The organism is Pontibacter pudoricolor (assembly GCF_010092985.1).
In the GTDB taxonomy this organism is placed as follows: Bacteria; Bacteroidota; Bacteroidia; order Cytophagales; family Hymenobacteraceae; genus Pontibacter; species Pontibacter pudoricolor.
In genome coordinates this window covers 981,819-1,005,732 of sequence record NZ_CP048106.1, presented here as the reverse complement: position 1 = coordinate 1,005,732, position 23,914 = coordinate 981,819, and the positions used below count along the sequence as shown (strand labels likewise).

Annotated in this window: 24 protein-coding genes, 2 tRNA genes and 1 pseudogene; 13 read left to right on the top strand and 14 right to left on the bottom strand. The window is 43.8% G+C overall.

Going from position 1 to position 23,914, the window contains the following annotated elements; translation table 11 throughout:
- Nucleotides 1-28: 28 nt before the first annotated feature.
- The 5 genes from GSQ66_RS04370 to GSQ66_RS04350 all read left to right on the top strand — a co-directional run bounded on the left by GSQ66_RS04370 (nt 29) and on the right by GSQ66_RS04350 (nt 4,885).
- Entirely contained in the window at nt 29-2,176 is a 2,148-nt protein-coding gene (locus GSQ66_RS04370) for a DUF349 domain-containing protein (RefSeq protein ID WP_162426340.1), read from the top strand.
- A gap of 125 nt (nt 2,177-2,301) precedes the next feature.
- A tRNA-Thr gene (locus GSQ66_RS04365) sits at nt 2,302-2,374 on the top strand.
- A 58-nt stretch (nt 2,375-2,432) separates the two neighbouring features.
- Nucleotides 2,433-2,505: transfer RNA gene (locus GSQ66_RS04360), tRNA-Thr, on the top strand.
- Nucleotides 2,506-2,628: 123 nt separating this feature from the next.
- The gene (locus GSQ66_RS04355) at nt 2,629-3,795 is read left to right on the top strand and encodes a hypothetical protein (RefSeq protein WP_162426339.1); all 1,167 of its coding nucleotides are present in this window, start codon (nt 2,629-2,631) and stop codon (nt 3,793-3,795) included.
- Between the two features lie 76 nt (nt 3,796-3,871).
- Nucleotides 3,872-4,885 (top strand): metal-dependent hydrolase, encoded by a 1,014-nt coding sequence (locus tag GSQ66_RS04350; RefSeq protein WP_162426338.1) that lies wholly within the window; start codon nt 3,872-3,874, stop codon nt 4,883-4,885.
- A gap of 46 nt (nt 4,886-4,931) precedes the next feature.
- Here the strand turns inward: GSQ66_RS04350 and GSQ66_RS04345 are convergent, their stop codons facing one another.
- Nucleotides 4,932-5,666 carry a hypothetical protein gene (locus tag GSQ66_RS04345; RefSeq protein ID WP_162426337.1) on the bottom strand — a complete coding sequence of 245 codons (735 nt, stop codon included), beginning with the start codon at nt 5,664-5,666 and terminating at the stop codon, nt 4,932-4,934.
- A gap of 114 nt (nt 5,667-5,780) precedes the next feature.
- Here GSQ66_RS04345 and GSQ66_RS04340 point away from each other — a divergent pair, with 114 nt between their 5' ends.
- The 6 genes and pseudogenes from GSQ66_RS04340 to GSQ66_RS04315 all read left to right on the top strand — a co-directional run bounded on the left by GSQ66_RS04340 (nt 5,781) and on the right by GSQ66_RS04315 (nt 12,486).
- Nucleotides 5,781-6,551, top strand: a complete 771-nt coding sequence (locus GSQ66_RS04340) for an SDR family oxidoreductase (protein ID WP_162426336.1) — start codon at nt 5,781-5,783, stop codon at nt 6,549-6,551.
- Between the two features lie 133 nt (nt 6,552-6,684).
- Nucleotides 6,685-6,924: a hypothetical protein gene (locus tag GSQ66_RS04335; protein WP_162426335.1), complete on the top strand. Its 240-nt coding sequence runs from the start codon at nt 6,685-6,687 to the stop codon at nt 6,922-6,924.
- 83 nt (nt 6,925-7,007) lie between these two features.
- Nucleotides 7,008-9,556 (top strand): annotated as a pseudogene (gyrA, locus tag GSQ66_RS04330) (DNA gyrase subunit A).
- A gap of 73 nt (nt 9,557-9,629) precedes the next feature.
- Complete coding sequence (locus tag GSQ66_RS04325; protein WP_162426334.1) at nt 9,630-10,760, top strand: tetratricopeptide repeat protein; 1,131 nt, start codon at nt 9,630-9,632, stop codon at nt 10,758-10,760.
- A 321-nt stretch (nt 10,761-11,081) separates the two neighbouring features.
- Nucleotides 11,082-11,309 carry a TFIIB-type zinc ribbon-containing protein gene (locus tag GSQ66_RS04320; protein WP_238395807.1) on the top strand — a complete coding sequence of 76 codons (228 nt, stop codon included), beginning with the start codon at nt 11,082-11,084 and terminating at the stop codon, nt 11,307-11,309.
- Nucleotides 11,310-11,403: 94 nt separating this feature from the next.
- Nucleotides 11,404-12,486, top strand: coding sequence for an oxidoreductase (locus tag GSQ66_RS04315; RefSeq protein ID WP_238395806.1), 1,083 nt, complete (start codon nt 11,404-11,406; stop codon nt 12,484-12,486).
- A 77-nt stretch (nt 12,487-12,563) separates the two neighbouring features.
- Here the strand turns inward: GSQ66_RS04315 and GSQ66_RS04310 are convergent, their stop codons facing one another.
- The 5 genes from GSQ66_RS04310 to GSQ66_RS04290 all read right to left on the bottom strand — a co-directional run bounded on the left by GSQ66_RS04310 (nt 12,564) and on the right by GSQ66_RS04290 (nt 15,726).
- On the bottom strand, nt 12,564-12,968 hold the full coding sequence (locus tag GSQ66_RS04310; protein ID WP_162426332.1) for a phage holin family protein: 405 nt from the start codon (nt 12,966-12,968) through the stop codon (nt 12,564-12,566).
- A gap of 75 nt (nt 12,969-13,043) precedes the next feature.
- A complete protein-coding gene (gene msrA / locus GSQ66_RS04305; RefSeq protein ID WP_162426331.1) occupies nt 13,044-13,715 on the bottom strand; it encodes a peptide-methionine (S)-S-oxide reductase MsrA in 672 nt (223 codons plus the stop codon).
- A 77-nt stretch (nt 13,716-13,792) separates the two neighbouring features.
- Nucleotides 13,793-14,791, bottom strand: a complete 999-nt coding sequence (locus GSQ66_RS04300; protein ID WP_162426330.1) for a cation diffusion facilitator family transporter — start codon at nt 14,789-14,791, stop codon at nt 13,793-13,795.
- A 123-nt stretch (nt 14,792-14,914) separates the two neighbouring features.
- Nucleotides 14,915-15,193 carry a GIY-YIG nuclease family protein gene (locus GSQ66_RS04295; RefSeq protein WP_162426329.1) on the bottom strand — a complete coding sequence of 93 codons (279 nt, stop codon included), beginning with the start codon at nt 15,191-15,193 and terminating at the stop codon, nt 14,915-14,917.
- A 113-nt stretch (nt 15,194-15,306) separates the two neighbouring features.
- On the bottom strand, nt 15,307-15,726 hold the full coding sequence (locus GSQ66_RS04290; RefSeq protein ID WP_162426328.1) for a hypothetical protein: 420 nt from the start codon (nt 15,724-15,726) through the stop codon (nt 15,307-15,309).
- Nucleotides 15,727-15,907: 181 nt separating this feature from the next.
- Here GSQ66_RS04290 and GSQ66_RS04285 point away from each other — a divergent pair, with 181 nt between their 5' ends.
- The gene (locus GSQ66_RS04285; RefSeq protein ID WP_162426327.1) at nt 15,908-16,168 is read left to right on the top strand and encodes a hypothetical protein; all 261 of its coding nucleotides are present in this window, start codon (nt 15,908-15,910) and stop codon (nt 16,166-16,168) included.
- 1 nt (nt 16,169) lies between these two features.
- On the opposite strand, the gene GSQ66_RS04280 is transcribed toward GSQ66_RS04285, so the two are convergent.
- Nucleotides 16,170-16,370 carry a hypothetical protein gene (locus GSQ66_RS04280; RefSeq protein ID WP_162426326.1) on the bottom strand — a complete coding sequence of 67 codons (201 nt, stop codon included), beginning with the start codon at nt 16,368-16,370 and terminating at the stop codon, nt 16,170-16,172.
- A gap of 161 nt (nt 16,371-16,531) precedes the next feature.
- Here GSQ66_RS04280 and GSQ66_RS04275 point away from each other — a divergent pair, with 161 nt between their 5' ends.
- Entirely contained in the window at nt 16,532-17,293 is a 762-nt protein-coding gene (locus tag GSQ66_RS04275; protein ID WP_162426325.1) for a pseudouridine synthase, read from the top strand.
- Here the strand turns inward: GSQ66_RS04275 and GSQ66_RS04270 are convergent.
- The 7 genes from GSQ66_RS04270 to GSQ66_RS04240 form a co-directional block, all read right to left on the bottom strand.
- Complete coding sequence (locus tag GSQ66_RS04270) at nt 17,268-17,627, bottom strand: hypothetical protein (protein ID WP_238395805.1); 360 nt, start codon at nt 17,625-17,627, stop codon at nt 17,268-17,270. The genes GSQ66_RS04275 and GSQ66_RS04270 overlap by 26 nt on opposite strands.
- Nucleotides 17,628-17,649: 22 nt before the next feature.
- Nucleotides 17,650-18,594, bottom strand: coding sequence for a DnaJ C-terminal domain-containing protein (locus tag GSQ66_RS04265; protein ID WP_162426324.1), 945 nt, complete (start codon nt 18,592-18,594; stop codon nt 17,650-17,652).
- A 160-nt stretch (nt 18,595-18,754) separates the two neighbouring features.
- Nucleotides 18,755-19,363 carry a YqaE/Pmp3 family membrane protein gene (locus GSQ66_RS18880; RefSeq protein WP_238395804.1) on the bottom strand — a complete coding sequence of 203 codons (609 nt, stop codon included), beginning with the start codon at nt 19,361-19,363 and terminating at the stop codon, nt 18,755-18,757.
- A 247-nt stretch (nt 19,364-19,610) separates the two neighbouring features.
- The gene (locus GSQ66_RS04255; RefSeq protein ID WP_162426323.1) at nt 19,611-20,342 is read right to left on the bottom strand and encodes an N-formylglutamate amidohydrolase; all 732 of its coding nucleotides are present in this window, start codon (nt 20,340-20,342) and stop codon (nt 19,611-19,613) included.
- A complete protein-coding gene (locus tag GSQ66_RS04250; protein WP_162426322.1) occupies nt 20,336-21,598 on the bottom strand; it encodes a carboxylate-amine ligase in 1,263 nt (420 codons plus the stop codon). The genes GSQ66_RS04255 and GSQ66_RS04250 overlap by 7 nt, the downstream gene beginning before the upstream one ends.
- Nucleotides 21,591-23,063: a RimK family protein gene (locus GSQ66_RS04245; RefSeq protein ID WP_162426321.1), complete on the bottom strand. Its 1,473-nt coding sequence runs from the start codon at nt 23,061-23,063 to the stop codon at nt 21,591-21,593. Before GSQ66_RS04245 ends, GSQ66_RS04250 begins: the two co-directional genes overlap by 8 nt.
- An 8-nt stretch (nt 23,064-23,071) precedes the next feature.
- Nucleotides 23,072-23,788 carry a cysteine peptidase family C39 domain-containing protein gene (locus GSQ66_RS04240; protein WP_162426320.1) on the bottom strand — a complete coding sequence of 239 codons (717 nt, stop codon included), beginning with the start codon at nt 23,786-23,788 and terminating at the stop codon, nt 23,072-23,074.
- Nucleotides 23,789-23,914: the final 126 nt, after the last annotated feature.

Sequence of the window (23,914 nt, the reverse complement as noted above, 5' to 3'; positions counted from 1 at the left end):
CTATTACGTTATTAATATATCCGTAATCATGACTACAGAAAATAAGGATCTGGACACTACCGGAGCTGAGGTTAACCAACCTGAGAATCAAAATGCAGCAGATGAGCAGAAGCAACAGCCAGAATCGCCGCAAAGTATAGTTGACAAACGTCTGGCTGAAATAAATGCCGGCAAACAAGGCGAAGAAATCAGTGACAAGGAAGTTCCTAAAGAAGAACAGCCAGAAGTAACACCGGAGCTAAAAACAGAAGATGAAGCTGCTGCCTCAGAAGTGATAACAGAAATATTTGCTGAAGCCAACACAGGCATTACAGATGTGGAAGAAACAGCTTCTCAACACCCGAATACACCTTCAGGTGATGTACAGGAACAATCTGCTGCCGAAATAACTCCGGAAGTACCTGCTGCAGAATCGCAGCCAGCCAGCCATGCTGATCATGATGACGAAGAACTGGATGAAGATCATACGGACTATAGCCAGTTACCTTTAGAAGAATTACGCGCCGCACTGGCCACCACACTAAAGAGTTCTGATGCCCGCAAAAAGCACAGAATCATAAACGAAATTCAGCGCAATTACGACCTTCGCTTCCAGGCTGAAAAAGCCGAAGCATTAGACCGTTTCAAGCAGGAGGGAGGTACGGAAGAAGATTTTGAATACCATGCTTCTCCTGAGCACCAGGATCTTGAAAAGTTATTGACAGCTTACCGCGATGCCCGCCATCAGGAGCGCCAGCAAACAGAAGAGAACCGTAACCGCAACCTGGTACGCAAACAGGAATTACTTTCCCGCCTGCGCGAGCTTGTAGAGTCTGCTGAAACAAAGAGCAGTACTGACGAACTTAAGAAAATACAGTCTGAATGGAAAAGCATTGGCCCTGTGCCCGCCGGAGCAGCACAGCAACTATGGGATTCGTATCACGCACTGCTGGATATTTTCTACAATAACCGCAGCATATTTTATGAGCTGAAAGAGCTTGACCGCAAGCGTAACCTGGATGCGAAATTACAGCTGATAGAACGTGCCGAAGCGCTTGAAAACGAGCAAACTATAAATAAAGCACTGGAGGAATTACGCCACCTGCACGAGGAATGGAAAAACATTGGACCAGTACCAAACGACCAGCGCGACCCGATCTGGGAGCGTTTTATACAGGCATCTGAAAAAGTACATACCCGCCGCAAAGCCTACCAGGAAGAGCGCAAAGTAGTTGAAATGCAGAACCTGGAAAAGAAACGCGCTTTGCTTGAAAGATTGCAGGCATACCAGGGCTTTAACACCGACCGTATTAATGAGTGGCGTGATAAGACCGATGAAATTCAGAAACTGAAAGAGGAATGGGATGCTGCCGGATTGGTGCCGAAAGAATATGCTGAAGAAGTAAACAAAAATTTCTGGGGCAACTACAAAGCTTTCTTCCAGCATAAAAACCAGTTCTTTAAAGGGCTGGATGAGCAGAAAATGCAGAATCTGCGCTTGAAGACCGAACTTTGCGAGCAAGCTGAGAGCCTGAAAGAAAGCAATGACTGGAACGCTACCAAAGAAAAACTGATACAGCTTCAGAAAAAATGGAAAACGATAGGTCGTGTACCGGACAAGTATTCTGATAAAATCTGGCAACGTTTCAGAAGTGCCTGCAACGAGTTCTTTGACCGCAAACAGGCACAGGAGCAAAACCACAGCGCGGAACTCGAAAAGCTGTCATCTGAAAAGATGGAGCTTACTGACAGGATTTCTGAAAAGATATCACAACCTACAGAACCAGCCACGCTGGGAGAGTATGAGCAGTTTGTAAGCCAGTGGCGAGCCCTGGACCAGAACAAGCAGCGCAGCAGCCCTAAGGTTGAAGAGAAATTTATCTCGCTTATGGAAAGCTACCTGGAGCGTGTACCCGGCTTAAGCCTGGAAGAGCGATCTGAAATGGTAGTTAAACTACAGGTAGAGCGCTTGAAAAACAGCCCGGATGCTGCTCAGAAATTACAGCATAAGGAACAAAGCATACGCCGTGAAATTACGCAGCTCCAGAATGATATACAGACGTTGCGTACCAACATCGAATTCTTTGCCCGTTCTAAAAATGCCGATAAACTACGCGGGGAGTATGAAGGACGTATTGCTGATGCGCAACACCGTATCGAGCAGCTTAATCGTCAGCTAAAGGCCTTCAGAGGATAATTTTTTATAGCTGACATTCAAAACATTAAGTAAATGCTATAAAAAAAGTTGCAGCGGGTATTTGCAGTTTTCAAAATAGAACATACCTTTGCAACGCTTTAGAACACTAAGGCACACCAGAGTAAGCCTCCATAGCTCAGCTGGTAGAGCAACTGACTTGTAATCAGTAGGTCGTTGGTTCGATTCCGACTGGGGGCTCACCCAAAAAAGCACATGTTTGTACTGCATGTGCTTTTTATTTCAAACATAAGTACAAGCCTCCATAGCTCAGCTGGTAGAGCAACTGACTTGTAATCAGTAGGTCGTTGGTTCGATTCCGACTGGGGGCTCACCCCGAAAGCCTTCAGAGAATTCTGAAGGCTTTTTGTTTATGTGCCTGCCCTAACTATAGCTTATGAATTATCAGGTATAATCCTTTATTTTGATATCTGATCTTAACGGTTCAACAAACTATGCAACTCATCGAAGTAAATACACCTGCCCTAGAAAATGCCTTCCTGCAGGTTCAGCTCGATCTTTATAAAAAAGACAAGAACTATATCCGCCCCTTAGATAAAGATGTGCTTGGCGTTTTTGACCCAAAAAAGAACAGGCTCCTCCGCGATGGTGAAGCTATTCGTTGGGTACTGAAAGATGATAAAGGCAAACTGATCGGTCGGGTGGCTGCATTTATCAACCCTAAAACATCACATGGTGGCGATCAGCCGACTGGTGGCATGGGTTTCTTTGATTGTATAGATGACCAGCAAGCTGCTAACTTGTTGCTGGATGCGTGTAAAAACTGGTTGCAGGAACGAGGCATGGAAGCTATGGATGGCCCCATAAACCTGGGAGACCGTGATAAATGGTGGGGGCTGCTGATAGATGGTTTTTACCCACCCAACTATGGCATGCATTATAACTACCCGTATTACAAGCGCCTGCTCGAGAATTATGGATTTGGCCTGTACTTTAACCAGTACACGTATCACCGCATGGTAAACGATCCGCTTCCTGAAAAATATTACGAGAAAGCAAAGCGTGTTTTAGCTGATCCGGCTTATCGGTTTGAGCACATGGATAAGAAGAACCTGGCGAAGTATACCGAGGATTTCAGGACGGTTTACAACAAAGGCTGGGCGAAGCACGAAGGGGTAAAACCGATGACTGAAGTGCAGGCTGCCACTGTAATGCGGACTTTAAAGCCGGTTATTGATGAAAATATCATGTGGTTTGCATACTATGATAATGAACCTGTCGGTTTCTTTATAGCCATTCCGGAGCTGAACAGGCTGTTCAGGTTTGTAAACGGCAAGATGGATCTATGGGGTAAGCTTAAATTCATTTTTCATAAGTGGAGAGGCGCCTGCAAAACCATGTATGGTATTGTGTTCGGTATTACGCCGGAGCATCAGAGTAAAGGTGTGGAAGCTGCCATGGTTACAGAAGCGGGAAGAATAATACAGGGTAATACCAGCCTGCCTTATGTGGACCTGCAAATGAACTGGATCGGTGATTTTAACCCTAAAATGATGCACTTAGTAGAACAACTGGGCAGTCGTATCTATAAAACACACGGCACATTCCGCTATCTCTTCGACAGAACAAAGGAGTTTAAGCGTATGCCGATCATCAAATAAATACTCCTGAGTAAGAAAACATTTGCCGCCACACTTTGCTTAAAGGTAGCGGCAAATGTTTTTACGGACTATACCTATGGATTCTCTTACACAAATTATACTGGGTGCTTCGGTTGGCGAAGCGGTTGCCGGCAAAAAAATTGGAAATAAGGCCCTCCTGTGGGGTGCTATTGCCGGTACCATTCCGGACCTGGACGTACTGGCAAGCCCATTACTGGATACGGTTGGAGAGCTAACCTTTCACAGGTCTGTAACACATTCGTTTCTTTTCGCTTTTATAATGTCGCCTGTTCTTGGCTGGCTTCTGAATAAGTTATATAAGAAGGATAACCTTGGCGTTTTACCCTGGACGTTGCTCTTCTTTTTCGGGTTTACAACCCATGCTTTGCTTGATGCCTGCACTACCTGGGGAACTCAGCTTTTCTGGCCTTTCAGTACCTACGGCGTAGCTTTTTACAATATTTTCGTTATCGATCCGCTGTATACTGTTCCGTTCATGCTATGTGTGCTGGCAGCAGCCTTTTATAACCGTAGCAGCCAAAAGCGCAGGATCTTAAACTATATGGGGCTTGGCCTTAGCACAGCATACCTGCTATTTTCGTTCGGAGCTAAAGCTTCAGCCAATAACGTGTTCGAGCAGAACCTTCAGCAGCAGGGCATAAGCTATAATTCGTACATTAGCAAACCAACGCCGCTGAATACTATTTTCTGGTCCGTAACGGCCGAAGGAAAAGAAGGCTTTTACCACGGCTTTTACTCACTTCTGGATAAGAACAAAATTATAAACTATAGTTACGAACCACAGAACAAACACCTGCTGCAACCTTACCTGGGCAACCCAAAGCTTCGGCGTCTCCTCGAAATCACAAAAGGTTACTATACAGTGGTTCCGGCAGAAAACGGCATATTAATAAATGACCTGCGTTTTGGTAAATTTGACGACTGGCGCGCAGAAGGTGGTACTTATGTGTTTGTGTACCATGTTCAGAAAAACCCGGATGGCTCGCTGAGCTTTGAGGAAATCAACAATCGGCCGGATATCGATAAGGATTATTTTAAAGATTACTGGAATAGAATAAAAGGCATTTAACAAACAGAGCAGGACAGGAGCCTGCTCTGTTTGTTAAGTTTCTTATTTAAAGTGTTTCATAGTAAGTAAGCGTCTCTACCCATCCTTGCTCTGTACCTGCATCTATTTTTTCAGTTTTCAAATAAGTTTCTATTTCTTTCTCTTTACCCAGAACAATACTCAGCAAACTTTTCTTATTAAGCTTTACTTTTTCGGGTATATCATTTTTTATAAAGTAATAGCTTTGATCTGAAACGAACTCATTATATGCCCTGCCAGAGTTATACCCACCTTTGTAATTTGCCTTTAAAAGAATTTTTTCTGGAATGTTTATCAGCTTTCCAGCTTTACCTTCATGCAAAACTAAAGCGAACTTATTTGTCATGGTTGGAGCAAATTTGCCAACTGAATTCAACTTCTTGAAAACGAGTGGCATCTGTGTAACAGAATCAACCATTATAAAATAAGGAATTTTATCAACGTCTAGAATTAGTTCTTTTCCATCTTTGTCCTTAAACAAAATGTTATTATCATAAACATTATATTTTACAGCTTTAATCTCAATTACCTTGTTCTGATAAGAAAGCGATGTCTTATTCCAGGTATTGCCAAAAAATGGAGTGCCCTTTATACCTTCGTAGGGCCTATCGAAAGATTTAATAACCCCTGTAATATTGTTATTGTCGCTAAGATCTCTTAGGTTTTGTCTTGCAGCCTCTGCCTCTGGGACTGGTGATTGAGCAATGACAAAGCTTGTTGTGAAAAGCAACAGAGCGGATAATATAGTTTTAACCATGATCATTAGATAGTAGTTGTTTAAACTTAGTTAAGTTACTCCTTAAACATATATACCTTTATTAAGCTATATATTTTATTAGCTTAACAATTTACGAAATATATTCTAACAATAATACAGATGAATAACAACAGATGGTCATTACAAGGTAAAAAAGCTATAGTTACGGGTGGCTCAAAAGGTATTGGAGAAGCTACAGTCAATGAGTTTTTAGCACTTGGGGCAGAAGTACTAGCAGTTGCCCGTAAGCAGGAAGACCTGCAGAAACTTCAGGCAAGCGCTGCAGGCACTTTGCATGTGCTGGCTGCCGATATGAGTACGACCGAAGGGCAGGGGCAACTGTTTAGCTGGGTAGAAACGAATTGGGGCAGCCTGAATATCCTGGTAAACAATGTGGGCACTAACATCCGGAAGCCAACTGCTGACTATAGTTCAGAAGAGTTTGATTTTATAATGAACACCAACCTTAGATCAGCATTTGAATTGAACAGGTTGTTTTACCCGCTACTGGCTGCATCAGAGCAAGGGAATATTATACATGTTACATCTGTGGCCGGACTTACTCATGTGCGCACAGGCAGCGTGTATGGCATGACGAAAGCTGCACTCACCCAACTTACCCGCAACCTTGCTGCAGAATGGGCTAAAGATGGTATCCGCGTAAACGCTGTTGCTCCCTGGTATATCAGCACACCACTGGCCCAGACGGTTTTGCAAAACGAGGAATTTTACAACAATGTAATTAACAGAACACCCCTCAGAAAGATTGGAAAACCGGAAGATGTAGCAGCCGCTGTTGCCTTTTTATGTATGCCTGCAGCAGCGTATATTACTGGCCAGACGCTGGCTGTAGATGGAGGTTTCACGATCAATGGATTTCACCCGCAATAAAAGTGATTTTATACGCCCAAAACATCAAAGTATAACGCCTGAAAGCTGGTTTTTGTGCGTAAAAAAGTGTAAATTTGTCTGTTTAGGATATGAGAGCGTTCACTTATTTCGTTGCTCTCTAAAACCCAGCAGCATGGCTACAAACCGGATTCTACTTCTTATCCTTATCTCATTTATTTCCCTATCTGTTTTATCCTGTAAACCAGCCTGCCCGATCGGTCCCTGCCAGGTACGCATGGTACATACGCATGGCGAAGGAGTATACCGTGGAGTGCCTATCTGGAAGAAACAGCATATGAAATACGGCGAAAAAATGCCAAAACAAAAAAAACAGCCAAAGAACGAAAAGGATAAGAGCAAAAATAAGAGCTAAGCTATATATAGCTAAACGCTGATTTTTGCTAAATTGCCTGAATATTACATTTTAATAAAAACCAATTATTTATACTTCGAAACATGAATGAAGGCGAAAGAATAATACCAATAAACATTGAAGACGAAATGCGCGGCGCGTATATCGATTATTCAATGTCTGTTATCATTTCGAGAGCCTTACCCGATGTTCGGGACGGATTAAAGCCGGTGCATCGCCGTGTCCTTTATGGTATGTCTGAACTGGGGTATCGTATAACAAAGCCTATAAAAAATCAGCCCGTATAGTAGGAGAGGTGTTGGGTAAGTATCACCCGCACGGTGACTCCTCGGTTTACGAAACTATGGTGCGTATGGCCCAGGAATGGTCGCTGCGTTACCCGCTTGTGGATGGCCAGGGTAACTATGGATCTATAGACGGTGACTCGCCGGCTGCCATGCGTTATACGGAAGCACGTTTAAAGCGCATTGCTGACGAACTGCTGAACGACCTGGATAAGAACACAGTAGACTTCGTGCCTAACTTCGACGACTCCCTGAAGGAGCCGAGCGTAATGCCTGCCAAATTCCCGAACCTGCTGGTAAACGGAACATCAGGTATTGCAGTAGGTATGGCTACCAACATGGCACCGCATAACTTAACCGAGGTTATAAACGGTATAGTTGCCTACATTGACAACCGTGATATTACCATTACTGAACTGATGCAGTACATTACGGCGCCGGATTTCCCGACTGGTGGTATCATTCACGGGTACGATGGCGTTAAGTCTGCATTTGAGACTGGCCGTGGCCGTGTGCTGATGCGTGGTCGTGCCATTTTCGAGACTCTGCCATCTGGTAAAGAGCAGATCATTGTAACCGAGATACCTTATATGGTAAACAAGGCTACCCTGATCGAGAAAACGGCAGCGCTTATCAACGAAAAGAAAATTGAAGGTATTTCGGACCTGCGTGATGAGTCTGACCGCGATGGTCTGCGTATAGTTTACGACCTGAAGCGCGATGCCATTCCGAACGTTGTACTGAATAACCTTTACAAGTATACAGCTCTGCAGTCTTCGTTTGGCGTTAATAACGTGGCCCTTGTAAAAGGTCGCCCGATGACGCTGAACCTGAAAGACCTGATTGTGCATTTCGTGGAACACCGTCACGAAGTAGTGATCCGCAGAACGCAGTATGAACTGGAAGAAGCAAGGAAACGTGCACACATCCTGGAAGGCTTACTGATTGCGCTTGATAACCTGGACGAAGTAATTAACCTGATACGTTCTTCACGTGATCCGGAAATTGCACGCAACGGTTTGATGGAGCGTTTCAGCTTATCAGAGATCCAGGCAAGAGCTATACTTGACATGCGTTTACAGCGCCTTACAGGCCTTGAGCGTGACAAAATTCAGGCAGAATATGCAGAGATCATGAAACTGATCGATTACCTGACATCTATCCTGAACGATGAAACGCTTCGTATGCAGATCATCAAAGATGAATTAGCTGAAATTAAGGAACGCTACGGTGATATACGTCGCACAAGCATAGAAGCCAGCACAGGCGATATTTCTTACGAGGACATGATCCCGGAAGAGAACATGGTTATTACCATTTCGCATGAGGGATATATCAAACGTACATCGTTGAGTGAATACCGTAGCCAGAGCCGTGGCGGTATTGGTTCGCGTGGAGTGGCTGCATCTAAAGAGACTGACTTTACGGAACACTTGTTTGTTGCCAGTACGCACAACTACATGTTGTTCTTTACTGAGTTCGGTAAAGTGTTCTGGCTGAAGGTTTACGAGATCCCGGAAGGAGGGAAGACCACCAAAGGACGTGCGATACAAAATATTATCCAGATTGAGAAAGAAGATAAAGTTCGCGCTGTATTAAACGTACACGACCTGAAAAATCCGGACTATATCCTGAACCACAACCTGGTATTTATTACAGAGAAAGGTACGATCAAAAAAACGGTACTGGAATCTTACTCACGCCCGAGAACAAATGGTATAAACGCCATAACTATAAACGAAGGCGACAGGTTGCTTGATGTGCAGCTTACAACCGGTAACAGCGAAATAATCATCGCGCTAGGATCGGGGAGAGCCATACGCTTTAACGAATCGCAGGTACGCCCTATGGGACGTAACGCTGCCGGTGTAAGAGCCGTAACACTAGCCGGACCGGAAGATAAAGTAGTTGGTATGGTTTGTGTAGAAAGCAATGAGACTGAGCTGTTGGTAGTATCTGAAAACGGTTATGGCAAGCGCTCCATCTTAGACGAATACCGCATTACAAACCGTGGCGGTAAAGGTGTTAAAACCCTGAACGTAACGGATAAAACCGGTAAACTGGTAGCCATTAAAGGGGTAATTGACACAGATGACCTGATGATCATAAACCGTTCAGGTATAACGATCAGGTTAAATGTTTCCGACATTCGTACTATCGGACGTGCCACCCAGGGTGTGCGCCTTATTAAACTGAATGACGGCGACCAGATTTCTTCCGTAGCTAAAGTAGAGATGGATGCCGAAGAGGAGATGGAAAAAGCTGTACTGGAACAATCAGAGTTAGAACCTGAGGAAACCCTACAACCAGATACTTTGATAGATCCTGAAACAACTGAAGAAGCATAAAACATTGCCAGTCAGGAATTTATTTGCATTCAATTAACGTTAAACAACAAATACAAACCTTTCATAAACGAGCATGAAAAAAGTACTCTTAACTGCATTGGCAGCAGCTACCATTTCAGTGGCTAGCGCACAGAACTCGGCTGTGAACAGTGCCATCCTTAGCCAGAAAAACGGCACCTTGGATAAAGCACAAGCTTCTATAGACCAGGCCATCGCACACGACAAGACAAAAGATAAAGCTAAGACCTGGTTTACGCGCGGTACTATTTATCAGGATATCATCGGTCACCCGTTATATGGTAAATTAGCTACTGATCAGACACCGAACATTGTGTTTGAATCTTATGAAAAGACGATTGCACTGGATGGAAAAGACGGACAGTACGGCAAGCAGGTTCCTGCAAAATTAGACCAGCTATACGGCCAGTTATTGAACCAGGCAGTAGAATTCCATAACAGCCAGGTTTGGGACAAAGCTATAGTTAACTATGAGTTAGCGCTTAAGGCTAAACCAGGAGATACGACTGCGCTTAAATATGGTGCTTATGCAGCTATAAATAACAAGGACTATCCAAAAGCTATCAGCTTTTACGATAAGTTAATTGCCAGCGGTAAAGCTGACGAAGACGCTTATAAAACAAAAGTACAGCTGCTGCAGGAGTCGCAAGCCAGTGACGAGCAGGTAATGAATGCACTTGCCGAAGGTTTAAAAGCATATCCGAACAGCGTTTACCTGATGCAGGAAGAACTTCGTTATTACCTGAAAAACGACCGTGGTGACGAAGCAATGGCTAAGTTGGAGAAAACGATCCAGGCTGATCCTAACAACGCCAGCCTTTATGCCGTGTTAGGTAACCTGCAGGAGAAGAAAAACAACATAGACGGAGCTTACAAAAGCTACCAGAAAGCTATAGAACTGGATCCTAAAAACTTTGATGCATACTATAACCTGGCAGTACTTGAATTTAACAAGGGTGTAGCAGTATCTAAGAAAGCGGAGAAAATGGACTATGCAACTTACCAGAAAAAAGGAAAAGCAATAGAGGCAGAAGCAAACAAGCATTTCCAGGCATCAGTACCATATTTCGAGAAAGCAATTGAGCTTCAGCCAGAAGATCAGTCTACACTTAGGAACCTGATGTCAGTTTATACTCGCTTAGGCCGTAAGGCAGATGCAGAGCGTATCAACAAGAAACTGAAGTAATTTAGTTAGTACTCAATAGGAAAAGGGAGGTTATAATAGCCTCCCTTTTTACATGCCATACACGCTACTTAACATAATATAAATTATAAGACTGATTTATACGAGTTAAATAAGTGTCACTGATATTATACTTTATGTTAAATAGAGACTGATGTTAACTTGGTGCTGTTCATCACATCAAATCTACTGTTTGTCGCTGATGCTACTCTATAAAGCTATAGTTGCTTTTACTGATTGGTGAATCTGCGGTAAGATAAGTATATTTATTTTTAACAAACTATACAGAATATGAACTGCCCTACATGCAATGAAACGCTTTTAATGAGCGATAAAAACGGAGTTGAAATTGATTATTGTCCAAAATGCCGCGGAATCTGGCTCGACCGCGGTGAACTGGAAAAAATCATTGAGCGCTCCGGTGAACACTATTCTAAAAAAGAAAACTACGATTCGGACTATAAACGCTATGGTTACGATAAATACGGACGTGAAAATAAACATCCACACAAAAAGAAAGAATCGTTCTTAAGTGATTTCTTTGACTTTTAATGCCTTAAAACTGATTCTTTAACTGCTTATAAGCGCCTCTATGGTTTGTAACTATAGAGGCGCTTTTTTTTATCTTTACCCTCCTTGTTCTATCTTGTCAAATCATATGGAAGTAACTATAAATGTGGGTTTACTTGGCTTTGGTATGTCCGGAAGGCTTTTTCATGCCCCATTCATTTCCAATGTAGCTGGACTTAATCTTCAGAAAATTAAAGCCAGCCGACCTGAAAGTATTGCGTTAGCACGGCAGCGGTATCCGGAAACTATGATTGTAGAAACTGTAGAGGCTATTTTTGAAGATGAAATGATAGATCTTGTAGTAATTGCGACTGCAAACCCGACACATTATAGTCTGGCAAAAGCAGCTTTGCTTGCCGGGAAGCATGTGTTGGTTGACAAACCATTTACCGTTTCCAGTTCAGAAGCTGATGCATTGATCACGCTGGCAAAGGAAAAGCAAAAAGTACTGTCCGTTTACCAGAACCGCCGCTGGGACAGTGATTTTAAGACTGTTAAGAAAGTTCTGGAAGCCAACCTGCTTGGTAAGCTCATAGAGTATGAAGCACACTTTGATCGGTTCAGGGGTGAATTAAAAAAAGATACCTGGAAGGAAGAAAATCTGCCTGGCGCCGGAATACTTTACGACTTAGGCGCACACCTGATAGACCAGGCCTTGGTGCTGTTTGGAGAACCTCAGCAGGTTTACGCCGATATTAAAACGCAGCGAACAGGCTCTCAGGTTCCGGATTATTTTGAAGTGGTTTTATTTTACGGTAACCTGAAAGCCATATTAAAAGCCGGTATGCTGGTTCGTGAAACTGGTCCGCACTTTATGTTACATGGCACTAAAGGCTCATTTATAAAATATGGAATGGATGTGCAGGAGTCTGATTTAAAGGCTGGCTCCTTCCCTACTGCCGTGGCAACAAACTGGGGCCGGGAACCTGAAGAGCTTTGGGGTACACTGAACACAGAACTTAACGGACTCCATTTTAATGGAAAAATTGAAAGTGAAACAGGCGACTACACTGGCTTATACCAGAATGTATACAATGCTATAGTTGGCCGTGAAGAATTTGAAGTTAAACCGGAACAGGCCCGAAATACGATCAGGATAATTGAACTTGCCATGCAAAGCAGCCGGGAGAAACGAACTATACCTTATAGCTTAAGCTGATCAGAAGTTTACAAGTTGCTTAACAAAAAAGCCTGAACAGATAAACTGCTCAGGCTTTTAAGATATTATTTTATAGTTTATGCTTGCTGATAAACCTGCTCAGTGCGCGGCTTTTCATCTAATTTAGCATACTCCTCATCGTTCTCGCCTCTTAACCAGCCAACTATAGCTAAGGCAATGGCAACAGCAACCGCAATAATTATTGCCGGTAAAAAGCCGTCCAGCTTAAAGTTACTGACCATCATATCTACCAGCTTCAGCATCAGGGCCGTAACTATAAGCCCTACAATCGCTTCCAGTAAAAAGAAAGTTACCAGGTTAAGCAAGCCACCCAACAACCAGCCTATAGTTGCAGTCAAAATCGCAGTCAGGAAGGCAACCCAAAGTGCTGTCCAGAAGCTTTTTACGTGCACACTCGACAAAGCATAAGACAGAAGCAAAATTACAGCTGCTGTCACTAAAAGGTTAATAATGAAGTCCATAGTTTTATTTTTTTAGAGTTTAAATTCACTAGACTTCATACTACGCTAAAAAGCTATATTAAGATAGCATATATTCTATTTCCTGTATTCGGGCTTAAGCTTTTGGTTATAGGCTGCTTCGAACTTACGCACTTTAGGACGGGCCACACTCACTACATACGGGTCTGACGGGTTACGAGCATAATAATCCTGGTGGTAGGCCTCGGCCGGCCAGAACTGCTTGAATGGCTGAACTATAGTTACGATTTTGTTTTTGTGCTTGCCTGATTCATTCAGCTTCTTGATATAGTCCGTAACGATTGTTTTTTCCTGGGGTGTGCGATAAAAAACAATAGACCGGTACTGTTTTCCAATGTCTGGGCCTTGTCGGTTCAGCGTGGTTGGGTCATGGGTATCAAAAAATACTTTTACCAGCTCCGAATAAGTTATTTGTTTGGGGTTATAATATACCTGAACGGCTTCAGCATGACTCGATAAACCGGAACTAACCTGCTCATACGTCGGGTTGCGTTCGCTCCCACCGGAATATCCTGAAATAACAGCCTCTACTCCTTTTAAGCGTTCAAAATAGGCTTCGGTGCACCAGAAACAACCGCCTGCAAAAGTGGCTTTCGCAAGACCGGCAGTATCGATCTGTGCCAGGTTTGCATCTGTTATAGTTAATGCATCATCTGTCTTAGTTTCAGCTTGAGAACAAGAACTGAGGAAAAGAAAAAAAGGCAGGAAAAGATAAAAAAGAGTTGCCATAGTTTTGAGTGTATCTAGTATATCTACGACAACAGGAAACCAGAGGATTAGTTTAACTACACACCAAACTATAGTTGCTAGTACAGGCTATGCTTCCGGTCGGAGATCACTTTTTCAAAATCCCAGGGTACTTGTTTTGTAAAATCGTGCTGACGGGCCTGGCAATCCTGCTTGGAGCAAATGCTGCACGAGGGCTCTATGCACGGATCGGTATGCACAAATAATTCAATACTTGGATCTATCTTTTCACGGACAAGGGCCCCCAGAGCTTCTACTTCGTCGTGCGCCTCCAGCACATTCAGGTACCACGGAACAGTTAAATGGCAGTCGATGTGCAATGTTGCGCCATATTTGATAACCCGAAGATTATGTATATCGATCCAGTTTTCGCGACGGTTCTCGTTTAGAATTGTTACGATACGCTGCAGTAGTTCGTAGTCGGCTTCATCCATTATACCGGCCACTGATGAACGAAGGATCTTATAACCTGTGTAGCAGATGATTCCTCCAAAAATTACAGCTACCAGACTATCCAACCAAATAAAGCCTGTAAAGGTAATAAGCAAAAGTCCCACCAGTATACCGGCTGTAGAGTAGGCATCTGATTTCAGGTGCTTCCCTCCTGCTACTAAAACCAATGAATTAACAGATGCACCCTTACGCTCTGTTATATAACCAATTATGTAGTTAACTATACCAGTGGCGGCCGTAAGCATTATTCCTATGTCAAGTTGCTGCAGCGTTTGGGGCTCAAACAGGTTATATACCGACTTAAAAATAATGATGCTACCAGCAACCAGGATCAGAGAGCCCTCAAGTGTAGCAGCTATAAATTCTATTTTGCCGTGCCCGTACGGGTGATTCTCGTCGCGCGGCCTTGCTGACAAAACCAGGCTATAAAGCGAAAACCCACCTGCAACCACGTTAATAATTGACTCAAGGGCATCTGTAAGGATGGCATTGGAATTGGTAAGAAAGTACGCTACGAACTTGGCAACCAAGAGCAAAACACCAACAAGAACTACTACTAGCTGTAGTCTTATATTCTCGCGTAGGCGACTTATAGTTTGCAGCATCCGGAGTTAAGGCTCATTTATAAAAAAGATGTAACACAAAGGTACAAAAAATACCCGCCCCAACCCGGTTTTCTGCCATCGGCCGGTAATAGTTACAACTGATTTTAAATTGCCGGAAATTGGTTAAAGCAGATCGCTCAGGTCAAGCCAGTTCGGGTTCATGGACTCTATAAGCCGATAATTATCGTTCGGACTGCTCTCTTTTATCTGTCTTTCGCGGGCAAGTGCCATGGCTTCGCGGTCGTAGTGCTCGTAATAAACAAGTTTTTTAGGTTGGGTGTCGTTTTGCGGCTGCATTTGCTGCAAGTGTTGTTGCAGGTTGCCTGCAGTACCAATCTGCAGGTTTTTATCGGGTTGGCCTCCGCAAATGTATACAAAGTAATGATTGTCGTTCGATTGCATGATATGCTATATTTATGTACAGCTATACGTATAGTTTGCGGCTGTGTTGACTATTGTTATAAAGTCTTTTCCTTTAGGATTGTTAGGTTAATGCAACTATAGGTCAGCGCTTTTTAAGGAATTGAAATCAGCCAGTCCCATGCGTCTGTTACCTGGTAAAACGTCTGGATTTCTACCTTAGAACTCAATTTTATTATTTCATCTGTACTCAACTGCGTATAAATAGCCGGCGAATAAACCCACGCAAAATACCGTGTCCCCAGATCATACATACTCGGGAACCAGACTTTACCAACCCAGTTAATAGCACCCGGATAATGCCCTGTCACTTTGGTGTTGTTGTTTAAGATTTTTGTGTGCGGCCTCTCCTGTAATGTATCAAGTACAGCATTACATCCTTTTCGTGCCCTGGTTGCATCTACCACGCCGGACCAGTCAGCAAGCAGAATTGTATCATCTTCACAACTATAGAGCTCTAAAAAATCGGCTACATGTGGAGCATCCAGTTGCCTCTTATCTTTTATTATTTCCATAGCATCTTGTATAGTTCATTTCAAACCTTACATTTAGGTATACCGGTTTTATAAATTTTTGTGCTGTTATTTACTAATGGCAACTTCATGTTACCGTAAATTTTGTACTTTTTTGGTGTAATATCAGCCAGCCACTTATAGTTTAAAAGGATCTAAAGCCTTGCAGCTGCGTATAAAAAGCATGGCGCTCAACAAAAAGATAGCATATTTTTTGCAGAAAACACATGCACCGGATGCACGAATAGATGATAAAATGCTTGGCAAAGATCTGACCTTTTTAACGAACGAATTTGGCGAGCCGGTAACGTTATTTATTGGTACGCGCCGTCCGGACGGGGCTATTACGGGAGAAAGATATGTGCGGAAAATTGTACGTAAACCAGGCAGTCAGCAGATACTTAAAAGCCATTGGGACCTGAAAGGCAAAGTAAACCGGGCCTGAACTATAGTTCCTGCAGGTCGTAATCTTTGCCCTTGCCAAATTGTATAAGCTCGTGCAACATGTAAATGTCTAAAGTATGCAGGTCTTTCAGGCGGTATGTGTTTTCTTCATCAATATCTATCACCCAAAACTCAAACACTTCGCCGTGATTGCAAAGTCTGTATTTATTTCCTTTACGGAGGTTGTTAAATGCTAAAGCCATATAGTTTGTAGGTAATGTAAAGTTACTGTTTAGCTTTTTGCCTCCCGCATTTTTTATTAAAATTTATGGTCTGATCTTAATAAACTATAGTTACAAACCCATTGTTGCTAATGCCAAACTATAGATAATCATTACCTTTGCTGCTTTAAGAAGTTTAGACTGTGCTGGATATTATTTTTGAAGACGAACACTATGTGGCGATTAATAAACCACATGGATTACTGGTACACCGCACCCGTATAGCCGAAGAGAAAAAAGAGTTTGCCCTGCAAATGCTTCGCGACCAGCTGGGCCATAAAGTATACGCTGTGCACCGCCTGGACCGTGGGACTTCCGGTGTTCTGTTATTTGCCAAATCTTCTGAAGCCGCAGCCCCGCTTGTAAAGCAGTTTGAGAACCGGGAAACCGGGAAAATGTATTATGCCATTGTACGTGGCTATACACCCGAAGCCGCAACTATAGATAACCCCATCCGCCCGGATAAAGACCATCAGCATAAGGAAGCGCAGGACGCCGTTACACACTATAAACGCATAGCAACTATAGAGTTACCGATACCAGTGGGCCGGTACAGCACTGCCCGTTATAGTTTGGTACAGGTTACACCCGAGACTGGCCGCATGCACCAGATACGCAAGCATTTTGCACATATCAGGCATTATATAGTGGGTGATAAAAAGCACGGCGACTGGCGCCATAACAAGATGTTTTTGGAAGAACTGAACAGCTCATGCATGAATCTCCACGCATCAGTCCTTACTTTTACGCACCCGTTCACCAGCGAGCCTGTTTACCTCAATGCCCCTTTTTCACCAAACATGGCCAGGTTATGCTGTATGTTTAACTGGGAAGAAGCTTTAATGGAAAACAAGGCCGCACTGCCGCCAACTATAGCTACTACTCCTGGTGAAGCGCGCGTTTAATTAATTCTACCTGCAGGTGCGCTACCAATTCGTTCCGGGAGTCAGCATTAATTACGAGCAGCATATAAGCCATCGGCGATAAGCGCCAGTCCTGCACCACTTGTCCGTTTTGTGCCCTATAAACAGCCTTAATATTCTCCTGAAGCGGTAATTGCAGGCAACTACAAACCTCTGTGGCACGTTTTACAGCCTGACCCAGCTCTTCGTGGCTCTGGCAACCATGCTTTTCCAGCAGGTCGCTGGCATAAAATTTCAGGTTACGTTCTGCTACGCTATCCAGGAAACCATCTATCAGGCTATTGTACTGTAATTGTTCTAAGGTTGCTAACATCATTGCTCAGGTATTAGAGGTTACTTTATCGTGCTGTTGCTTTTGCCTTTTGCAGGTCCCGCAGTTTTTCCAGCAGGTTCCTTTCTTCATCACTTATATGTATTGGCAGCTCAACTATAATTTTTACGTAAAGGTCACCGTGCTGGTCAGGTTTGCCATATACAGGCATGCCTTTTCCCCGTAAACGCAGTGTTTTATCGTTTTGAGTTCCGGCTGGTATTTTTAGTTTTAACTGTCCTGTCAGTGTCTGCACATGAGCATCACCGCCCAGTATGGCTGTATATAAATCAACAGGTAAAGTGGTATATAAATCACTGCCTCTGCGCTCAAACTTCGGATCCGGCTTAACGAAAATTTTAATGAACAGGTCCCCGGCCGTTCTGCCCCCTGCTGCTGGAGCTCCTTTGCCCTTTATTTTAAGTACCTGACCATCGGCAACACCTGGTTTGGTTGTAATGCGTAGTTGCTGGTTATGCAGGTTAAGTAAGCGCGATGTTCCATGGTAAGCTTCCTGCAACGTAATTTCCATTTCGGCTTCGTAGTCCTGCCCTTTAGCGGCCTGTCCTCTGGTGCCTCTGCCCTGCTGCTGACCAAAACCACCTCCTCCGCCAAAAAACTGCTGGAAGAAATCTGAAAAGCCACCGCCAAACATATCAGGGTCGCCTTCAAACCCACGGAAACCTCCACCGCCCGGCTGACCGCCATAATATTCATGCTGGCCCCCTCTTCCACCGGCATTCTGGTACTGGCGCCAGTTAGAGCCTAACTGGTCGTACTGTTTACGCTTTTCTTCGTCGCCTACAACTTCGTATGCTTCACTTATATCTTTAAATTTATCCTCTGCTGCTTTATCGCCTTTGTTTTTATCAGGGTGATATTTTTTGGCAAGGGTGCGGTAAGCCTTTTTTATCTCAGCCTGTGTTGCTGTTTTAGATACACCCAATATCTTATAATAGTCCTTGTAGTCCATGGTAATGAGGTATTTTACTTGTGTTGCTCACACTATAAATACTAACTATAAAACGATCTTTACTCCCACTGGTTTAGGGTTAATTTACAAAATCACTTTAAACAGGAAAAGCACCTCTGCAGGTGCTTTTCTATAGTTTTCCGACTTAAGAAGTCTTACGCTAGATCGTATCAGTAACTACCAGTAAGGCATAGATCACACCCGGTATCCAGAACAACAACGTCAGGATAAGGCTTATCCAGAAAGATGTACCGATGCCATCGTGCAGGAACACTGCAAGTGGTGGCAGCAGAACTGCCAGGATGATCTCAACTATAGATGTTCTCGATCCGCCCTGTTTCAGTGCTTCTCTCAGATCATTTTTGAGCTCTTTCTTCTCAGCTTTCGTCATGGTGGCAACCCGCTCTTTTACAAGGTCCAACGCTTCTGCTTCCGTAACTATTTTCTCAGCAGTGGCATTTTCAACCGTTGCAGGTGCTACCGGTGCCAGTTTTGCAGGCAGTTTAACTGCTTTACTTTCAAGAGATGCTTCTAAAGCCGGCGCTTCAGCCTTTGTGGTCGTTGCTTTTTCTTCTGCAGCAGTCATGGCTATTTGCGTCAGGCTCTGTGTTTCTTCGGCTGTAGCTGCTGGTGCTTGTTTCTGTTTTGCTTCGTAATAAGGAGCCTGCTTGTGGGCGGCAAATTCGTAGTATTTTGCGGAGTTACATGCAAAGAGTAACTGACCGGCAATCAAAACAAAAACTAATTGGAGTAGATTTCTAAATTTCATAGTAAAAAGGGATTATGTGGTAATTAATAACAATTTAAGTGTAGTTGCATTGTAAGGGCTCACTGTTACATCATACTATATATGATTTAAATTTGTTGTAGTATTTAAATATAGTTCATAAAGTTACGAAACCAATTCATCAGGCTCGCACTTAAATATGATCGTTATAAAAAGTGGTAACTATAAATAGACCGCGTGAAGGCTATGGCTGCAAGATACGGTCTGCTTTTGATAAGGTGATTTTAAACTATAGTTCCTCCTCTTCTTCATGCAGTTCCGGCCGGAAATGGGTGAGCGTATTCTGCAGCGAACTATAGATTGTTTGCTTCACATGTTCCCACTTTTCCGGGCTACCAGTATAGAATTTCTGATTTACTTCCAGTTCAACGCCAATGTATTGTTCATCTGTAAATTTGCGGCGCAGATACGTTGGGAATCCATCTGATATTCCGAGATAGGGATAGTTAAACCGCACGAGCAAATCTTTATCTGCGTTCTGAAATTCCTGTTTCCAACGGCGGCAGATCGTTTGTTCCAGGTTGCGCTTCGGGTCATAAAGCAAACCGATATCTGTTTCTCTTGTCTCACCATTCAGCTCGGGCGTAAAACTATGCACTGCTATGTGCAGCACCTGCCTTCCGGCCATTATAAAATCATGAATAAAATGCTCTACCTGCTCCCGGTACGGGAAATAATACTCTTTTAGGATGGCCGATTTATTATTATCGTGCAACTGCCTGGTGACATCCGAAAACAATTTGGCATGGTGCAACGACCGGTTTAATTCAACCAGCAAACGAGTGGTTTGAGAATAAAAGGTTTTATCAGCCAGGGGCTCCAGTTCACGGAACAGCTCCAGTGCACCAATGTCATAGCCTTCGTGCGAAGACAGTTGTGATTCTTTGCCTTCAAAAAATGAAGTATAGACTGCTGGTACCTGGTTGCCGCCGTGTTCGCAGGTAAGCACTAGTTTTAGCATGGTTTTTCAGGTAAAAACAAACCTCCCTTTTGCAGGCATTGCGCCAGTTGGGTGTATACTTTTTCGATAGTTTTAGTATCAGGGTTTAACTTAGTCGCATCCAAAATACGCTTAGCCAGGTTGCCTCTCGATAAGATAACATTAAGGGCGTGCTGTACTTCCGGTTGTTCCTCCAAATTGATACATTCATTAGCGAGGTGGCGCCATAGTTCGCCTGCCGTACAGTTCCCCTTACACTCAAATCCGAAGCAGCTCAAAAATTCCTGATCTGTAAGTATCGTTTCCTGGCCGTTAGAGATAACCTGCACCAGTATCCTGGAAAGCCTGTTTTCATCAAATGCCATTAACTCCTGCAACTTTACCCAGCGCTCCCCGATCAATGCCTGTATCACCGACACCGTTGCCTGAACTATAGCCATGTCAGCTACCGGGCTTTCCTGAATATCCAATAGGCGGATCTCTATCGTATTACGCTCGAAACGAGCTATCGCACCGCGCGAATTCAGGAATTCCTCCTGCAATACTCCTTCCGGGTCATGAGGCGCCACATCGGCATACATTTTATTCAGTATCTGCTCTTCGTAATCCTTTTTACTGAACACCGGTTCCGGAACAACCTTACCGGTTATACTAGGGATTTTGCCCTGGTTATGGCGGTAAACTTCCAGACGGGAATCAAACATACCGGTTACTTTCCCATCCATAATAGGAGAAGATGCGCTTAATGCAGGTAGTATTGGCAACACAAAACGAATGGCAGCGTGCAGTTTTGCAAATTCGTCGTCGTTGGCAAAAGGCAGGTTTAAATGCGTGCTTTGCAGGTTTGCCCAGCCATGACCTTTACAATTAAAAATGCGGTTATACGCTTCATATACCGCATTATGTTCATGCGGCCATAGTTGTGTATCGGTATCCGGGTTCATGGTTGGGTGTGCTCCTGTTGGCAGCAGCATGGCATCATACTTTTCCAGCATCTGGTTAATCTTCTGCACATGCTCCTGGAATTTGCAGTGCAATCCTTCCAGCGACTTTACAGGCCCCTGCGTTTTCAGTTCTACCACATGCAGTACCAGTTCGTTAGACCAGGCAATATCACCAAACTCTACATCAGAAATATAGGCACCCACTTCATCATAAATGAGCTTATCCGTGATGGGCAGCACACGTAAGTCCTTTTTGCTTACGATCATGTATTCCAGCTCCACGCCGAAGCCTTCGAACAAGTGCAGGGTGCGTTTAGGTTGTGGGCTAGCCATCGGTTCTGATGTTTTTATGGTTGTCGATACGTCGCTTAATGGATTTGATGATAGCAGCATATAGTTCTTTTTTTAGGATCTTATCTTCACAACCCGAATCAATGCTTGGGTTATCGTTTACTTCTATTACGTACGCTTTTCCGTCTATTTCTTTAATGTCCACGCCATACAGGCCATCGCCGATCAGGTTGGCAGCTTTCAGCGCAGTATGCAACACATGAAACGGTACTTCCTCAAACGGTACTACCTCATCATCTCCTTCTTCGTCCTGTTTCTTCTTACCATTCCAGTTATAGATCTGCCAGTGGTCTTTGGCCATAAAATATTTGCAGGCGTACAAGGGCTGTTTATCCAGCACACCAATGCGCCAGTCAAAATCAGTAGGCGTAAATTCCTGCCCGATGATCAGCTCTGAATCGGCAAGCATCTCGTCCAGTTTCTGTTTCAGGCTTTCAGTATCCGTAGCCTTTACCACCCCCTGCGAAAACGAGCTGTCCGGCTTTTTGAGTACGCACGGTAATCCCAACTCTGCTTCTACCTGCTCCCGGTTATCCTTATGAATGATCATTGTTTTGGGCACAGGTACTTTCGCTTTCGTGAGCAATTCTGCCAGGTATACCTTATTCGTACACCTGAGTATCGATGACGGATCATCTATCACCACTAACCCATCAGCAAATGCCTTACGCGAAAACTTGTAGGTATGGTGATTTACCGACGTGGTTTCCCGGATAAACAAGGCATCAAACTCGGCAAGCCTGCGGTAATCATCTTTGGTAATGAGTTCGGTATAAAAACCCTGCTGTTCTGCTGCCTCTACGAAATTCTGGATGGCGCGTTCGTTTGATGGCGGTGCTTTTTCTTCCGGGTCTACCAGAATTGCTAAATCGTAGACTTTACGGGCAATGCGCGCACCGGCAAAACGGTGCCGGGCAAAGTAGGCTTTCGCAAACTTTGTCATGTACCGTTTATGGTTATCCGGCACATCTGTCACCGGAATTGGTGAGATGCTTTGCAGCACCCACTCATCCTTAAACACAAACTGAGCTCGTAACAACGGCGCTTGAAAAAGATCATGAAGCTGCTTGCAGAGCTTTTCATATTTCTCTGCTACGTTCTGCCCGAAGTAGATACTCAGCGTAAATGTTTTTGACTTTAACCTGCCCAGGCTTTTCTGTACCAGGTCATTTATTTCCATGGTAATGGCCCGCGCTATAGTTGGGGTTTTCAGGTCCTGCATGGTGGTAACGCTGGGTATTGGTTTGTGCCCGCGTGCTTCGGCCAGTAACGACACATAATAACCGGCACTCTGGTATTTATAGGATCGGCAAAGGTTAAAGATCCTGGCATTTTTTATATCTGTATAAGTAGCATCTGTCAGGTACGTCTGGGCATCCACAACTTCTACATCTTCTATCTTCGTTTCCCAGTCTTTTGGGTAATCGACAACTACTATTTTTCGCATGTTTAGGGTTATTCGGTTAAGGGAATTTTAGGCTCTATGGCCAGCAGGTTGGCATCGAAAGTAGACATGCCCAGCAAAATAGAACTGAGCAGATGCGAAAGCCCCACCTCGTAATAGTTATTCTTAAAGTATGGATTTTCAGGGTAAGGATCAGCCACGACCACATGTTGCAGGTCATCGGTAAAACCACAAAGCACTACAAAGTGGCCCATTGGGTAACCCTGTACATCATCATACACAGAGTTACCGGCTTCATCAGCAAACTCGCGCGCACTGCGGTACAAATACGTGGCGCTGAGCCCTGTCAGAATTGGTACGCCGTTATCAAAAAAAGAGCGCAACAAGGTAACTGTCAGGTCTTCGCAACGCAGTTTGCCACCCAGTTTCAGAAATTCTATGTAAGCATTGGATGCTCTTCTGAGCTTTTTACCCGTTTTTATTTCCAGCTGCTGCTCCAGTTTAGCTATGATCTCCTCGTTAGTAAGATCGAACCATGTCGGGTCAAATACATTCAGGTTATAGGTAAAGATGGTAGCATTATAGCCGCGTTGCAAAGCATGGCATGCCAGCAAAACTTCCAATGTTCCACCTTCATCCAGGTAAGGCACCGTTTTTATTACTTCGCCAAGTGAGATAGGATCTTTAAAGTAACGGTATACGGCATGGAGACTGGTCGGCCCACAGGTAGAATCGTCGGGTTGCGTATGTATCTTTATTGGGATCACTTGGTTTCAGGCTCTAATTAACAAGTAACAGTGTGAACCTTATACGCTGTAGTATCTATAAGTTTTAGTAAATAAATGTGATTAAATAGGACACTAAACTCGAGGTGTTTTTCAGTTATCTTCTAA